The organism is Halococcus hamelinensis 100A6 (assembly GCF_000336675.1).
GTDB lineage: Archaea > Halobacteriota > Halobacteria > Halobacteriales > Halococcaceae > Halococcus > Halococcus hamelinensis.
This window is the reverse complement of sequence record NZ_AOMB01000042.1, coordinates 1-15470: the sequence shown is the minus strand read 5'-3', so window position 1 is coordinate 15470 and position 15470 is coordinate 1. Positions and strand designations below refer to the sequence as shown.

The 15470-nt window shown below is 68.6% G+C and carries 17 protein-coding genes and 1 tRNA gene; 12 read left to right on the top strand and 6 right to left on the bottom strand.

The window, feature by feature from the left end; genetic code table 11:
- Nucleotides 1–7 precede the first annotated feature (7 nt).
- From trmY to C447_RS15180, 3 genes are all read left to right on the top strand, one after another.
- On the top strand, nt 8–619 hold the full coding sequence (gene trmY / locus C447_RS15190) for a tRNA (pseudouridine(54)-N(1))-methyltransferase TrmY (RefSeq protein ID WP_007695450.1): 612 nt from the start codon (nt 8–10) through the stop codon (nt 617–619).
- A gap of 6 nt (nt 620–625) precedes the next feature.
- Complete coding sequence (locus C447_RS15185) at nt 626–1066, top strand: EamA family transporter (RefSeq protein ID WP_007695448.1); 441 nt, start codon at nt 626–628, stop codon at nt 1064–1066.
- A gap of 41 nt (nt 1067–1107) precedes the next feature.
- Nucleotides 1108–1180: transfer RNA gene (locus C447_RS15180), tRNA-Pro, on the top strand.
- Nucleotides 1181–1448: 268 nt separating this feature from the next.
- On the opposite strand, the gene C447_RS15175 is transcribed toward C447_RS15180, so the two are convergent.
- From C447_RS15175 to C447_RS15160, 4 genes are all read right to left on the bottom strand, one after another.
- On the bottom strand, nt 1449–1826 hold the full coding sequence (locus tag C447_RS15175) for a hotdog family protein (RefSeq protein WP_007695446.1): 378 nt from the start codon (nt 1824–1826) through the stop codon (nt 1449–1451).
- A 93-nt stretch (nt 1827–1919) separates the two neighbouring features.
- Nucleotides 1920–3101: an MFS transporter gene (locus C447_RS15170; protein WP_007695439.1), complete on the bottom strand. Its 1182-nt coding sequence runs from the start codon at nt 3099–3101 to the stop codon at nt 1920–1922.
- Between the two features lie 51 nt (nt 3102–3152).
- Complete coding sequence (locus C447_RS15165) at nt 3153–3941, bottom strand: DUF7260 family protein (RefSeq protein ID WP_007695438.1); 789 nt, start codon at nt 3939–3941, stop codon at nt 3153–3155.
- Nucleotides 3938–4288 (bottom strand): DUF7552 domain-containing protein, encoded by a 351-nt coding sequence (locus C447_RS15160; protein WP_007695437.1) that lies wholly within the window; start codon nt 4286–4288, stop codon nt 3938–3940. Before C447_RS15160 ends, C447_RS15165 begins: the two co-directional genes overlap by 4 nt.
- A 388-nt stretch (nt 4289–4676) precedes the next feature.
- Between C447_RS15160 and C447_RS15155 the strand changes: the two genes are divergently transcribed.
- Nucleotides 4677–5657: a DMT family transporter gene (locus tag C447_RS15155; RefSeq protein WP_007695436.1), complete on the top strand. Its 981-nt coding sequence runs from the start codon at nt 4677–4679 to the stop codon at nt 5655–5657.
- Nucleotides 5658–5729: 72 nt separating this feature from the next.
- On the top strand, nt 5730–6725 hold the full coding sequence (locus C447_RS15150) for an aldo/keto reductase (RefSeq protein ID WP_007695435.1): 996 nt from the start codon (nt 5730–5732) through the stop codon (nt 6723–6725).
- A gap of 42 nt (nt 6726–6767) precedes the next feature.
- Here the strand turns inward: C447_RS15150 and C447_RS15145 are convergent, their stop codons facing one another.
- Entirely contained in the window at nt 6768–7163 is a 396-nt protein-coding gene (locus C447_RS15145; protein WP_007695434.1) for a hypothetical protein, read from the bottom strand.
- A 94-nt stretch (nt 7164–7257) separates the two neighbouring features.
- Here C447_RS15145 and C447_RS15140 point away from each other — a divergent pair, with 94 nt between their 5' ends.
- Complete coding sequence (locus tag C447_RS15140) at nt 7258–7683, top strand: hypothetical protein (protein ID WP_007695432.1); 426 nt, start codon at nt 7258–7260, stop codon at nt 7681–7683.
- A gap of 47 nt (nt 7684–7730) precedes the next feature.
- Nucleotides 7731–7991: a hypothetical protein gene (locus tag C447_RS15135; RefSeq protein ID WP_007695430.1), complete on the top strand. Its 261-nt coding sequence runs from the start codon at nt 7731–7733 to the stop codon at nt 7989–7991.
- 137 nt (nt 7992–8128) lie between these two features.
- Here C447_RS15135 and C447_RS15130 read toward each other — a convergent pair whose 3' ends face one another.
- Complete coding sequence (locus C447_RS15130; RefSeq protein ID WP_007695429.1) at nt 8129–9043, bottom strand: DMT family transporter; 915 nt, start codon at nt 9041–9043, stop codon at nt 8129–8131.
- Nucleotides 9044–9188: 145 nt separating this feature from the next.
- Between C447_RS15130 and C447_RS15125 the strand changes: the two genes are divergently transcribed.
- From C447_RS15125 to C447_RS15105, 5 genes are all read left to right on the top strand, one after another.
- Complete coding sequence (locus tag C447_RS15125) at nt 9189–9809, top strand: ribonuclease HI (RefSeq protein WP_007695427.1); 621 nt, start codon at nt 9189–9191, stop codon at nt 9807–9809.
- 412 nt (nt 9810–10221) lie between these two features.
- Nucleotides 10222–10833, top strand: a complete 612-nt coding sequence (locus tag C447_RS15120) for a VOC family protein (protein ID WP_007695424.1) — start codon at nt 10222–10224, stop codon at nt 10831–10833.
- A 60-nt stretch (nt 10834–10893) separates the two neighbouring features.
- Nucleotides 10894–12228, top strand: a complete 1335-nt coding sequence (gene trkA / locus C447_RS15115; protein ID WP_007695422.1) for a Trk system potassium transporter TrkA — start codon at nt 10894–10896, stop codon at nt 12226–12228.
- Nucleotides 12229–13719: a TrkH family potassium uptake protein gene (locus C447_RS15110; RefSeq protein ID WP_007695420.1), complete on the top strand. Its 1491-nt coding sequence runs from the start codon at nt 12229–12231 to the stop codon at nt 13717–13719. It abuts the gene before it with no gap.
- 53 nt (nt 13720–13772) lie between these two features.
- On the top strand, nt 13773–15329 hold the full coding sequence (locus C447_RS15105; protein WP_007695418.1) for a TrkH family potassium uptake protein: 1557 nt from the start codon (nt 13773–13775) through the stop codon (nt 15327–15329).
- The last annotated feature ends 141 nt before the right edge of the window (nt 15330–15470 follow it).

Genomic DNA, 15470 nt, shown 5'->3' with positions numbered 1-15470 from the left:
TACGCTGATGCGCCAGTTCGTTATCCTGGGACACGAAGCGCCGCTCTCGCCCGACTTCTCGCTCGACGACCTCGCGGGCGGTGCGGGGAGGCTCGACGTGCTCTGTCGATGCGTGACCGCGGCGCTGTGTCTCTCCCACGGCATCCGCGAGGACGTCCGCGTCTGGCTCGTATTGCAGGACGAGTTCACGGTGCGCTTCGACGGGAGCGAGGTGCGGAACCTCAACCCCGACGAGCGCTCGACAGCCGCGCTCGTTCGCGGGGCGCTCGACGCGAGGGACGGCGCGATCGGTCACATGGCGGCCGAGGGTTCGCCGGGGGTGTCGATAGTCCGTTTCGGATTCGAGGACGTACTCGACGAGGTCGAAGGGACCGTCGTCGAACTCCACGAAGATGGCGATCCCGTGGGGGAGGTCGACCCGCCCGCGGACCCGGTGTTCGTGCTCTCCGACCATCGGGATTTCACCGCGCGTGAAGCCGACCTCCTCGAAGCACGGGCCACGGCCCGAGTGACCCTCGGTCCGGAGCGCCTCCACGCGAACCACGCGATACCGGTAGCGCACAACTGGCTCGATACCGAGGGGTTCAGGCGGTACGAACCCGAATCCACGACCGGATGAACACAGATGACCGGAGTTCGTGATATCGAGATGAACTACCTCGGCTGGGCGCTGTTCGCGCTCGTCGGCTACAGCATCTTCACCCCGCTCGCCTCGCTCGCGATCCGGAGCGCGCCCTCCAGCGTGGTCGCGGTGGTCGCCAACGGCATCCTCCTGTTCGCGGCGGTCGCGGTGAGCCTCTACGAGGGCGACCAGTTCCTCACCTACCTCACGGGCCGAACCGGGATCTACATGGTCGCCGCGGGGGTCTTCCTCGCGGTCGGCATCCTGGCCTACTACCGCGCGCTCGCCGCGGGACCGGTGAGCGTCGTCACCCCGATCTTCGGGATGTTTCTCGTCGGGAGTTCGCTGCTCTCGATCCTCTTCCTCAACGAGTCGTTCACCCTCCAGAAGGGGGCGGGCATCGTCCTCGCCGTGGTGGCGGTCTATCTCACCGCCACCGGATAGAACGGAAGGGTTAACACCGTCGTGGCCATCAAACCGACTGCGGGCCGGTGGGGTAGCTTGGTATCCTTCGGCCTTCGGGTGGCCGTAACCGCGATTCGAATTCGCGCCGGCCCATTCAGTCCCCACCTTTTGCTGCGCTCAGTCGCTTCGCTCCTTCGCTGGCAAAATGTGGATCAAAAGCCTGCGTCACCCCCTCGCTCCGCTCGGGGGTTTCTTGGCCCGCTCGCTCACTCCGTTCGCTCGCGGTACAACCACTAACCGCCCCCGCAACCACTAACCGCCACCGCACAGCACCGCCGAAGCCCCCGACCACGGATGCTGCGCTTGTGCGCGAAACCGCGAAGTTCCACAGGCCACCACCCAGTCAAAGGGGATGACATGCCTATTTCGGGATCAGCCCGTCCGATTCGCCTCTGAGAACTTCCGTCCCATCTTCGTTCGTACAGACGAACTCGGAGGCCAACAGCGTCCGCTCCGACTCCTCCGACACACGCGTCATCTCCGTTTCGCAGGTGATGGTCTCGCCGGCGTAGACCGGCTGGAGGAACTCGAAATCGAGGGTTCGTGCGATGTAGTTCATCTCGCCACCGATCTTGGTCGGCAGCGTCGCGGTGAGCAGTCCCTGTGCCATGAGCCGTCCCTCCGCATCGCGCTCGACGTGCTGTCGCCCGCTGTCACCCGAGAGCTCGGCGAACCGCTCGATATCCTCCTCCGTGAACGTCCGTTCGTACGACCGGATCTCGCCCTCCTCTGGAATCATGACCGTTCAGTTCGATGGGTTCCGTCGAATCGTTTTCGCTCACCGATAAACCTCCGTGGAGTTTTGGTCGCAGCTCGAATCATTGGGGTATCCTCACTCGGTGACGGCGAGCCCGACTGCGACGACTGCGCCGGCGGCCATCGCGACCGCGAGCAGCGAGAACGCGACCCTGAAATCGGAGACGTCGGCGATGACCCCGACCACGGCGGGTGCGACCGCCCCGATGCCCATCAGGAGGGTTCGAACGAGGCCCAACCCGCCGCCGGCGATCTCCTCGGGGATGGTCGTCGAGAGGTGTGCCGCGCGGATCGGCCGGAAGCCGTGGCCCCCGAGCCCGAGCACGACGACGGCCGCCCCGAGACCCACGAGACCGCCGAGGCCGACGAGCCCCACCAGCCCGGCGGTCGCCACACCGAGCACGACCGCGGCGAGCGGAAGCCGGCCCAGCCGGTCCGAGAGGCCGCCGGTGAGGACCTGGACCACGCTGACGGCGAAGAGGAGGCTGTAGAGCAACGAGGCCGTGCCGGTCGTGAGGCCGCGCTGGGTGAGGTAGAGCGGGAGGAACGCCACGAGTCCGTTGTACGCGAACCCGAAACACAACGTCACGACGACGAACGCCGCGAGCCGGCGGTCGCGAAAGAGCACGAGGTAGGGCCGAACCGCGAGCGAGCGTGCCCCGCCGGACTCCGTTCGCTCGCGGCGCGGCACCCGGAGGAGGACGCCCGCGACGAGCGCGACGCCACAGACCCCGCCGAGGGCGAACAGGGCCCGCCAGCCCACGGTGCCCGTCGCGAGCACGACCGCGGCGGGGGCGGCCACGCCGCCGAGCGCGCCGACGGTGTCGAAGATCCCGAGCGACCGCCCGACGCGCGCGGGGTAGACCCGCGCGAGTAGCTCGACGGAGACGGTCTTGTGGGTGCCAGTTCCCAGCCCAACGAGCGCCATCCCGACGAGCACGACCACGAACGGAGCGCCGACCCCGAGCACGAACGCCCCGAGCGCGGCCACGAGGCTCCCGATGGCGATGATCCGAACCTCTCCCAGCCTATCCGAGAGCGCACCGCTCGGGAACTGGAGCAGGGAGTAGAGCACCATCATCGCGGAGAAGGCGGCCCCGAGCGTGGCGTTCGAGACCCCGAAGGTCGTCTGGAACTGGGGGAACAGCGCCGAGATCCCGTAGCGGAGGAACTTCGCGAGGAACCAGAGTCCCGCCGCGAGCCCCAGCGTGTCGTACCCGCCGAGCCGCGACCACCACCCCGAAGCGCGCGCCGTCATTCGTTTGCGAACCCACGGTCGGGACGTAAAGCCGGCGCGTTCTCCCGGTCGTCAGACCCGCCGGACGAGGTGGTCGCGAACGACGTTCTGGCACTCCGTACACAGCCCGTCGAGCCGGACGGCCGTCGAGAGCACGGGGTGGTCCACCGAGAATCCCTCGTAGAGGCCGCCAGTGAGTTCCCGCTGGGCGAGCCCCACCGTCGCGTCGATGCTCGTCGTGGTCCGGAGCACGGCCTGTCGCTCGCGCGCGACCGTCCGGCAACACTCGCGGTGGGTCGCGAGCCGGTCGTGCCGCTCGGCCAGCGCGTCGAACTCGCAGTCGGTGAGCGCCGTCTCGTTCGTCGCGACGAGCCACTCGATGACGTCGCCGAGCGCCTCGTCCGCCGCCGCCAGCGATTCGGCTTCGGTTTCGAGGGCGCGCGCCATCACGCGGAGTTCGTGCTGGCGGGTGGTCGCCTCCGAGACCACGCGCCGTTTCAGTCCGTCGGTGAGGCTCGCGGCACCGTTCGCGGGCGCGAGCGCGACCGCGACGCCCTCCGAAAGTTCGGCGGCGACGGTTTCGAGGAGCCCGTCGGCGGGGTCCGAATCGAGGGTTCGGTGGCCGGCCACGGTGTCGGCGAACCGCTCGCGCACCCGGTCGCAGCCGCTCGACCCCGTCGAACTCGCCGCCGTCACCGACCCGATCGCGGTCGGGCCGCCGCCGGGGCCGACCGGCGAGTCGGTCGGCGTCTCCTCCACGCTCGCGACGAACCGGCGGTAGGCCGCTTGCTTGTTCTCGGTGGCGTCTCGTTCGTCGTCCACCCGGTTCCGCGCGCGTTCGACGTACGTCTCGACGGTCATCGGTCGCCACCCGCTCTGCCGGCCGTTTCGTGGTCACTCCCTGGAGCGGGCTCGCAGCCGACCGGCACGGGCACCCGCCGGCGCTGGCCTCGCGGGTCGGTCGCGACGGTCTCCTGGACGACGAACTCGTGGACTGGGAGCCGGGGGTCGTACCGCCGGAGGTGGGCGCGGTAGGCCTCGGCCACTCGAACCCCGCTCGCCGCGGTCGCGCGGTCGGCGAACCGGAGCCCCGAGACCGGCACCGGACGCGCGTCCGTGCGCCCGCAGACGACGACGTAGCGACCGTCCTCACTGGCGAGCGAGACGAGCCGTGCACGGATATCGCGGAGCGTCGGGTGGGAACTCATGAACGGGTCGTCCCCTCACTCGATTCGACCTGTGCTGCCGGACAGCCGGTCGCTTCCCTCGAACCCGACGGGACCGACCATCCGGGTACGAACGCGCTCATGGTTTTAGGCAACCCTAAAGGGGTAAAGCCGTTTCGGTTTTTCGGGTGGCCTAAATCCTCTGGCGCGACGTTCGACTGGACCGCCCCGAACCGGCTTCGCCGTTCGATATCGACCGTGTGTTCGCCGGACGTCGGGACCTCGTCGCGGTCGATTCACGCCGTGAATACGCATCGAGCGGTGAAAACCGATCAGACGCTGTCGGCGTTTCTGCACAGGTATTTCACCCGCAACGCCGTTTCGACGGCATGAACGGATCCATCGTGTTCGATCGGAGGAAGCGGTAGGGGTGACACGCCACCGGGTTCCCCTGCTGTTCGTCGCGACGGCCCTGCTGTTCGGCGGGACGTTCGTCGCGGCGAAGGCCGGCATCGCCTACATCCCCCCGCTGCTGTTCGTCTCGTTTCGGTTCGACATCGCCACGGTCCTCCTGCTCGGGTTCGTGGCCCTGACCCACGACCGGGCCGAGTGGGTCCCACGAACCAGAAACGACGTTCTGGGTTCGCTCGCGGCCGGCGTGTTCGCGATCGGGCTGGCGAACGCGTGCCTGTTCGTCGGCCAGCAGTACGCCACGAGCGCGGTGGCCTCGATCGTCTTCAGCCTCAACCCCGTGCTGACGCCGATCTTCGCCGCGCTCCTCCTCTCCGACGAATCGCTTCCGGAGTACGGCGCGGTCGGGATGGCGGTCGCGTTCGTCGGCGTCGCGCTCGTCGTGGGCATCGACCCGGCGACCCTGCTCGACGGCGGTGTGGTGGGGTACCTCGTCCTGTTCGGCGGGGCGGTGTGTGCCGCGCTCGGAAGCGTGTTGATTCGATGGGCCGACGCCGACTACACGAGCATCGCCCGGACGGCGTGGGGCGTGCCGGTCGGGGCGCTCCTCTGTCACCTCGTCGCGTTCGGCGCGGGCGAGCAGCTGAGCGCGATCGAGTGGACGCCCACGGCGCTCCTCGCGCTCGGCTACGTCGGCCTGTTCTCCGGCGCGATCGCCTACATCGTCTACTTCGGGTTGCTCGACGACGTCGGCGCGATCCGGGCGAACCTCGCCTTCTACGTCGTGCCCGTCGTGTCGGCGCTCGGCGGCTGGATCCTGCTCGGCGAGTCGATCACCGCGACGACCGTCCTCGGGTTCGCGGTGGTCGCGCTCGGGTTCGCCGTGCTGGGCCGGCGGGAGCTTCGGGTCGAACTCCGGCGGCTCGCGGCGTTCGTCGGCTCCGACACCGCCAGCGGGCCCGGCGCGAACCCGGAGACGTGGAACGAGTGCGACGACTGAGGCGACGTCGAGCGCGCTCGTCCGAACCGCCGCATCCCGAATCGCTTTGTGGACAACCGCCGACCACGCGGTGTGGAATACACGACACTCGGCTCGACGGGACTGACGGTCTCTGAGCTCTGCTTTGGGACGTGGCGCTTCGGCAAGCGAACCGGCGACGTGCTCGAAACCGACGAGGAGGAGGCCCACGAACTCCTCGACGCCGCCGCCGACCACGGCATCAACTTCATCGACACCGCGAACGTCTACGGCGACCCGAACGGCACCGCCGAAGAGTACATCGGCAACTGGCTGGAGGGCCGCGACCGCGAGGACTACGTCATCGCCTCGAAGGTCTACTTCGGCTTCGACCCCGACAACCCCAATGGAAGTGGCCTCGGGCGCAAACACATCCGGACCCAGATCGAGGGCACCCTCGATCGGCTCGGCACCGACTACCTCGACCTCTACTACATCCACCGTTTCGACGAGGACACCCCGATCGAGGAGACGCTTCGTACCCTCAACGACCTCGTGCGAAAGGGGAAGGTCAACTACCTCGGCGCGAGCACGATGGCGGGCTGGCAGCTCACGAAGGCGCTCTGGAAGTCCGACGTCGAGAACCTCGAACGGTTCGACGTCACCCAGCCGCTCTTTCACGCCGCCTACTACGACGACGTCGCGGAGTATCTCGACGTCTGTGCCGACCAGGACCTCGCCGTCTGTCCGTACTCGCCGCTCGCCGGCGGCTTCCTCACCGGGAAGTACGAGCGCGCCGGCGAGGGAACCCACGACGTCGAATCGCCCGACGGTTCCCGTGGGACCTTCGACGAATTCTTCGACGACTACTACGTCTCCGACCGCGGCTGGGACGTCCTCGACGAGGTCCGAGCGATCGCCGACGAACTCGACGCGACGCCGGCTCAGGTCGCGCTCCGCTGGCTCATCGAGCGCGAGCAGTTCACGTGTGTGCCGATCGTCGGCGCGCGCACCACCGACCAGCTCGCGGACAACGTCGGCGCGGTCGAGATATCACTCTCCGACGACCAGCGCGAACGCATCGACGCGGCGCGCGAAGGCGAACAGTAACCGATCGTCGAAACGAAGAACCGGTTCTCGACCGTCGGTGTCTCAGTTGCTCGAGTTGTTCCCGCCCGCGTTGGGTGCCTGACCGGTTTCGAGTCCCTCCACCTCGGGGACGGTGGCGGTGTTCTCGTACTGGGTCGCGGTGACGCTCGGCGGTGCCTGGCCGGTGTCGAGCGCCTCGTCACCGGTCGTGAGTATCTCCCCCGCCCCCTCCGACTCGGCCGGTGTGGATGCGGCCGACCCGTCCTCGCCGTCCGCCCCGCTCGCTGCGGTACCACCCTCACCGTCCTCCCCGCTGGCGGGCGTTCCGCCGCCCGGATCGCTCCCATTGGCGCTTCCGTTCCCGTCGCCACCGTCGCCGTTCCCCGAACAGCCCGCCAGCAGCGCGAATCCACCGATGCTCACGGCCCCGACCCGTGCGAGATAGCCTCGTCGTTCCATATCGTGCGGGGACATCCGGTGCGAGCAAAAGCGTTCGGAAACCCCCGGGGCCTCGCCCGGATGGTTTAGGAGCGCGGGTCGCGTACCGCCGGGAATGCCGGACGACGGCGACTACCGCACGATCCGCTCGATCGCGGTCCACACGGACGACATCGTGACGGCGGCCGAGGCCAACCACACGGCCGGCCCGCGGACGGTGCTCCGGGTGACGCCCCCGTTCACTCCCCGGATGCGCGCGCGGATCCACGTCGAGCACGACGGGGAGTACGCGGGCAGCCCCGCACCGCTCCACATCGACCCCCGGCGTCTCGTCGACGCCCCAGCATACCCGACCCCCGACGCGACCGAGGTGCGCCTTCGGGCGGACCCCGAGGTCGAGTACACCGTCGAACGCCACCACGAGCGCCACACCGAGGCGGTGGACGAGTGGCGCGCGGCGCTCGCCGACCGGGTGGTCGAGTCGGTCGAACTCGACGGCGAGCGTGGTCCCCACGAGGTCGCCGTCGCGGCCCTCGGCTGACCGACACGGGTAGTCACTCATTTACCGCGTGCCCTCCCGGATCGGTCATGACCGAGGAGACCACCCAGTCGATCCTCAGCCACGAGGAGCGCGCGGTCGCGGCCGCCCTCGCGGCGGGCACCGACCCGGTGGCGATCGCCGACGAGCGCGACGCCTCGATCGAGACGGTCGAGGCGGCCGTCGAGCGCATCCAGGAGAAGACCGAGCGCGCGTTCGCCACGCTCGCCGAGAGCCCGTTCACCGCCGACCTCGCGACCGACCTCGACCCCGAGGAACGCGCGGCACTCCGTGAAGCGTTTTCGGAGTGAGCGCTCGGACGAACGAGGCCCGGCGTCGTCGACGGTCCCGCCGCCGACCATCCCAACGGGAGTCCGTCCCGTCAACGGCGTCGAACTCACTCAACACATCCGAGTGGGTGCGACCGAATCCGGCGATCCGAAACCCTTCAGTCCGCGTACGACCGGCTCCGAACTATCTGACTCCGGATCGCCCGTCGTTTCAGGAGGGCGAACCCGACGAAGATGAACCCGAAGCCGACGAACGTGAGCGCGGTCGGCGTCTCGGAGAGGACGACGAATCCCGTGACCGTGGCGACGACCGGGGCCGCGTAGGACACCAAGTTGATCTCTATCGACCCGAGGCGTTTCAGCAGGTCGAAGTAGATCAGGAAGCCGATGGCGCTGGAGACGACCGACAGGAAGACCAGCGCGCCGATCGCTTCGAGGGTTAGGTCCACGTCGGCGACCGATTCCCCGATACCGACGCTCGCCGCGTGCAGCAACACGGCACCGATGACCATCGACCAGCCCTCCATCGTCTTGGCCGGCATATCGGTGTCGAGCCGCTGGGTGAGGACGCTTCCCAGGGCGAACGCGACTGCCGCGACGAACACGAAGCCGAGCGAGACCGTCCTGGTTCCGAGGAGGTTCCCCGGGTCGGGATTGCTCAGGACGCCGACGCCGACGAACCCCAGCAGGAGGCCGACGGTCCCCACGGTGGTGAGCCGTTCGTGGGGGAGGAACGCCCTGGCGAAGACGGTGGTCAGTATCGGCGAGAGGCTGACGACGATGGCCGACGCGCCGCTGGTCGTCCCCTGCTCGCCGACGAACAGGAAGGCGTGATAGACGGCTATCAACAGCAATCCGTCGATGCCGACCACCAGCCACTCGTCGCGGTCCCTCGGGAGCCAGTGGTCCGTCGTCAGGAGGACGTAGGCCATCATCAGGACCCCGGCCAGGTCGTAGCGAACGGCGGCGAAGAGCACCGGCGGGAAGAACTCCAGGCCCGCCTTGATCGCCGTGAACGCGGACCCCCACGCTATCGACAGTGCCACGAACAGTGTGGCGTTTCGAAATCTCATGTACTGTATCGAGTACCGTCCGACCGTTCACGGCGCGAAAACTTGGGTGTCCTGATCCGTTTCGCCGACGTGGAACCTCCTCTCCAGCGCTCGATGAAACGACCCCCGCCGCACGATTTAAGTTACGGGGGAGACAAGTGTTGGCATGGCCGCATACGGCCGGCCGGCGCTTCGGGACCTCTTCGATGACTCGCCCACCCCGCACATCGCCCACCCGCCGCGGACGCACCGCCGGGAGTTCTACGTCGCCACCGACGGCTCCTATCGCCTCTCGGACGGGGCCGGCGGGCTCGGCGTGGTGATCGAGACCCGCGGCGGCGACCGCGTCGCCCGCCTCGCGGTGCCCGACACCGCGCCCGACAACAACGTCGCCGAGTACCGCGCGCTCCACCTCGGGCTCGACGTCCTCGCCGCCAGAGCCCCCGCCGACGCCCGGGTCGGGGTGCTCGTCGACCACGACGACCTCGCGGCGAACGCCAACCGGGCGCTGCTCGCGACCCGCGGCGGCTGTCACTCGACCCGCTCGCTCTCGATACCCGAGCGCTCGCGCCACCACTGGCGGGGCATCCGCGCACGCCTCCGAGGCTTCGGCGAGTGTCGCGTCGCCCGCATCCGGAGCGCCGAGAACCCCGCCCACCCGCTCGCCAACACCCCGACCCAGTACCACCACGTCAACGAGGAGCCGCCCCGGTGCGTGCTGCCCACCCCCGCCGGTCGCGACGAGATCCCGCCACCCTCGCGCGCCGACCGGCCCGCGAGTGACTAACACCCACCTTTTGCTGCGGTCGGCCGCGAAGCGGCCTCCCTGGCAAAATGTGGATCAAAAGCCGTCGTCACCCCCTCGCTCCTTTCAGTCGCTCAGGGGCTCCTCGGCCCGCTCGTTCGCCTTCGGCTCACTCGCGGTACAACCACTCCCCTCCCGCATCCGCCGACCGCTTCCACACCGCCCACCGCACCCGCTCCGCCTCCGCACCGCAGCCGCGCCGCCGAAGCCCTCCGGCGCTCGCTTCGCTCGCGCCGTCGCCCTTCATCCACCAGGCCCGCACCGCTCTCCCGAGCCTCGGCTCGCGCCTTCGGCGCTCGCCCGCCGACCTTTCCCGCTACGACTGCCGGAACCGTCGTACGCTGCCGTCGTTCCGAGACACAGGCTCAAGTATCCGGAGAGCGTATCTCGGAGTATGGACGATACCGACGTCACCGCCGAGCTGCCGGAGAGCACCCTCCGCACCACGGGCACCGACCACGTCACCCTCATCGGGAGCAACGAGGAGGATACGATAGCGTTCTACCGCGACGTCCTCGGGATGCCGCTGGTGCTCCGCCAGCCGAACCTCGACGCCCCCGAGATGACCCACCTCTTCTTCGACACGGGCGACGGTCGGATGTTGACCTTCTTCGTCTCCGACGAGTACGACTCCCATCAGGGCCCCCAGCGGCCCGGCATCGGCGCGGTCCACCACCTCGCGTTCTCCATCGCGCCCGACCGCTTCGTCGAGACCAAAGAGGCCCTCGACGAGATCGGCCACCGCTACAACGAGTTCGATCGTGGGGTGTTCCACTCGCTCTACACCCACGACCACAACGGCCTCACGATCGAACTCGCGACGGACAAATACGACGTCCCGGACGACCGTCGTGGCGAACTGCTCGCGGCGGCCCAGCGCGCCCGCGTCGAGGCGGGTGCGGAGTACGCAGACGACGAACACGTCGAGACCGCCCTCGACGAACTCGGTCTCGACGTCGAGCGCAACGAACTCCCCGAGGCGGTCGCGGGTACCGGCGGGAAGTAGAAAGGGGAATCCACTTATCGACACCCCCCGAGACACGGGCATGAGCGAGGGCCGTAGCAGATGCGGGTGATAATCGTCGGGGCCGGCCAGGTCGGCTCGACGATCGCGGCGAACCTCGATGCCAACCACGAGGTCGTCGTGATCGACATCGACGACGACCGCGTCGAGAACCTGATGTACTCCTACGACGTGCTCGCGATCGAGGGCAACGGGGCGGCCCTCCCGACCCTCCGCGAGGCCGACGTCGAGCGGGCGGACATGGTGATCGCGAGCACCGACGACGACGAGACCAACATCGTCGCCTGCGCAGCCGCGAAGACCGTGAGCGACGCGTTCACCGTCGCACGGGTGCGCGGCACCACCCACCTCGACACCTGGCAGGAGGCCGGCGGCGCGTTCGGCGTCGACTTCATGGTCTCGACCGACCTGCTGGCCGCCGAGACCGTCGCCCGCGTGATCGGCCTCCCGGCGGCGCGCGATGTCGATACCTTCGCCGACGGGAGCGTGCTGATGGCGGAGTTCTCGCTCCCCCCGGAGAGCCCGCTCGTGGACCGCACCGTGGCGGAGGCCGACCGGTTCGACGAGGTCACGATCGCGGCGGTGATCCGCGAACACGAGGTCATCATCCCGAAGGGCGAGACCACGTTCGCCGCCGGCGACGACCTGGTAGCGATCGGCAGTCCCGAAGGCATCCGGGCGTTCGCGGGCGAACTCACGCCGGACCAGCAGGGGGAGGGCAAGGACGTCGTGGTGGTCGGCGGCAGCGAGGTCGCCCTCCAGACCGCCGTGATCCTCGAGGACCGCGGCCTCCACCCGCGGCTCATCGAGCGCGACCCCGAACGCGCCCGCGAACTCGCCGAACGCCTGCCACACACCACCGTGCTGTCGAGCGACGCGACCGACCGCGAGTTCCTCACGCGCGAACACATCGGCGACGCCGACGTGGTGGTCGCGGCGCTCGATTCCGACGAGAAGACCCTGCTCGCCTCGCTGCTCGCCGACCGGATCGGCGTCGACAGAACCATCGCGCTCGTCGAGACCGCCCAGTACGCCAGTCTCTTCGAGGCGGTCGGCGTCGACGCGGCGATCAACCCCCGCGACGCGACCGCCGAGGAGATCATCCGGTTCAGCCGCGAAGGAAGCACCGAGAACGTCGCCATCATCGACGACGACCGGGCGGAGGTGCTCGAGATCGAGGTCGATACCGAGAGCGTCCTCGCGGGCCGACCGATCCGTGAGTCCGCCGCCGACCTCCCGGAGAGCGTGACGATCGGGGCGATCACGCGCGACGGGCGCTACATCATCCCCCGTGGCGACACCGAGGTCGAAGTCGGCGACCACGTCGTGTTGTTCGCCGAAACTCGTTCGATCGACGCGGTCGCGGCGCGGGTCTAGATGCCGGTCCGGGTCGACGTTCGGACCAGCGCGAACCTGCTCGGCCGCGTCCTGACGGCGCTCGCCGGTCCGCTCGCCGTGCTCGCCGTCGTCGCCCTCCTCTACCGCGAACCCGTCGCGCCGTTCGTGGTCCCCGCCGCCGGGTCGCTCGCCGCCGGGGTCGGGCTCTCACGTCTCGAACGCGACGATCCGGGTCCCCGTGAGGCGTTCCTGCTGGTGGCGCTGGCGTGGCTCTCGATCGCGCTCGTCGGCGCGGTGCCGTTCCTCGTCGCCGGCGTCGGAACGCTCGCCGACCCGGTGAACGCGGTGTTCGAGTCGATGAGCGGGATCACCACCACCGGCGCGACCGTGGTGGGCTCGTTCGAGATCCACGCCCGCTCGATACTGCTCTGGCGGAGCGTGCTCCAGTGGCTCGGCGGTCTCGGGATTCTGGTGCTCGCGGTCGGCGTGCTCTCGGGGCTCTCGGTCAGCGGCGCGCAGCTGATGGAGACCGAGACCCAGAACCAGAACGTCACGAAGCTCACCCCCCGGATCGCCCGCACCGCCCGGCTGCTCGGCGGCATCTACGCCGGGCTGACCGGTCTGCTCGTACTCGTCCTGCTCGTGCTGCGACTCGTCGGCCTCGCGCCGAATATGACCCTCTACAACGCGGTCGCCCACGCCCTCACCACGGTCTCGACCGCGGGGTTCTCGCCCGAGGCCGCGAGCATCGGCGCGTTCTCGCCCGCGGTCCAGTGGGTTGTCATCGTCTTCATGCTCGTCGGCGCGACCAACTTCGTGCTGATCTACTTCGTCCTCCAGGGGGATTCGAGCCGGCTCCGCGAGAGCGAGGAGTTCAAGTTCTACATCGGTGTCGTGGCGTTCGCGGCGGTCATCGTCGCGGGCGTGCTCGCGCTGGACGGCCAGTTCGCCACCACCGAGGAGACGGTGCGCCACGCCCTCTTCAACGTGGTCTCGATAATCACCACCACGGGCTACGCCACGGTTGATTTCGACACGTGGTCGACGGGCGCGCGTCACGTCCTCTTCCTCGGGATGTTCATGGGCGGGATGGCGGGCTCGACCACCTGTTCGATCAAGACGGTGCGGTGGCTGGTCGTGGCCAAGACGTTCCGGCGCGACCTCTTCACCGCGATCCACCCGACCGCGGTCGTTCCGGTTCGCATCTCGGGCGGGGCGGTCGACGAGGGAACGATCCGCGACAGCTACGTGTTCATCCTCGCGAGCATCGTCCTCTTCGCGGCGCTCACGGTGTTCGTGGTCGCCGATGCCGCACGCGCGGGCGTCGAGATCGGCGAGTTCGCGGCGATGGGCGCGGCCGCCTCGACCTTCCTCAACATCGGGCCGGCGTTCGGCTTCGCGGGCCCCTACGGGAGCTACGAGGGCTTTCCGGTCACCACCAAACTCGTGATGACGGTCATGATGTGGATCGGCCGGATCGAGATCGTGCCCGTGCTCGTGTTGTTCACGCCGTCGTTCTGGCGGTCGTAACCGAAGCGGTGGATTAATCGTTCGACGCGATAGCGATCGGCCGTGAGACGGACGTGACCCGGGCGAGCCGTCTGCGGGTCGACTGGCGGGCGAGCGTGGGCCTCGTCGGCACCGTCGTGAAGTACCTCTCCGTGACGCTCGCGATCCCGCTCGCGGTCGCGCTCTACTACGGCCGGGACGTCGTCACCTTTGCCGTCGCCATCGTCCTCGTCGCCGGGATCGGGTTCGCGCTCGAACGCGTCGACCCCGACCCCGACCTCTCGGCCCGCGAGGGCTTCCTGATGGTGGCGCTGACGTGGTTCGCGGTCGGGATCGTGGGCGCGATACCCTACCTCATCGCTGGCTTCGGCGGGACGGAGTCGACGCTCGCCCACCCGACGAACGCGCTGTTCGAGTCGATGAGCGGGTTTACTACGACGGGGGCGACCGTCGTCGGCGAGATATCCTTCGAGCGCCACTCCCACGCCGTCCTGCTCTGGCGACAGCTCACCCAGTGGCTCGGCGGGATGGGGATCGTCGTGCTCGCGGTCGCGATCCTCCCCGAACTCTCGGTGGGCGGCGCACAGCTGATGGACGCCGAAGCGCCGGGCCCGGGGATCCAGAAACTCACCCCACGGATCGCCGAGACCGCGCGGGTGCTCTGGCTGGCCTACCTCGGCCTGACGGTGCTCGAAATGGTGCTCCTCTACGGCCTCCACCTCGCCGGCCTCGCGCCGAACATGGACCTCTACAACGCGGTCGCCCACGGCCTCACCACGATGCCCACGGGTGGGTTCTCGCCCGAGGCTCGCTCGATCGAGGCGTTTTCGAGCGCCGTCCAGTGGGTGGTCATCCCCTTCATGGCCGCGGCGGGGACGAACTTCGCGCTGGTCTGGCACGTTCTCGACGGCGAACCGCGACGACTGACGCGGGACGCCGAGTTCCGGTCCTATCTGGGTGTCATCGGTGTGCTGACCGCCGTCGTCGCGGGGCTGCTGTTCGTCGGGACCGGTATCGAGACCGTCCAGCGCGGTATCCCGCCGATCGCGGGCCAACTCGAGGACTCGGTTCGCCACGCCCTCTTCAACGTGGTCTCTATCGTGACCACGACGGGCTACGCCAACATGGACTTCAACACCTGGAGCGACCCCGCCCAGTACCTCCTGCTCTTCGCGATGTTCATCGGCGGCTCGGCGGGCTCGACCGGCGGCTCGGTCAAGGTGATCCGGTGGATGGTGATCCTCAGATCCCTCCGCAGTGAACTCTTCTCCACCGTCCACCCCGAGGCCGTCTCGCCCGTTCGCCTCGGGGGGCGGGTGATCGACGACCGTGCCGTCCGGGGGATCTACGCCTTCACGTTGCTCTATCTCGTCTTCTTCGTCGTCGCCACGCTCGTCGTCGCCACCGACGCCTGGCGGGTGGGTTATCGGGTCACGGCCTTCGAGGCGATGAGCGCCGTCGCCGCCACGCTCGGCAACGTCGGCCCGGGTTTCGGGAGCGTCGGCCCGATGAACAGCTACCTCGATTTCCCGACCACCTCGAAGCTGTTTATGACCTTCCTGATGTGGATCGGCCGGCTCGAGATCCTGCCCGTCCTCGTGCTCCTGACGCCGGCGTACTGGCGGTCCTAGACCACCTTTTGCTGCGGTCGCTCATGGTTCGAGACGGCTTCGCCGTCTCGTCATCACGAAAGACGCTTCGCGTCTTTCGAACGACTTCGTTCGCTCCCTGGCAAAATGTGGATCAAAAGCCTGCGTCACCCCGCTCGCTCC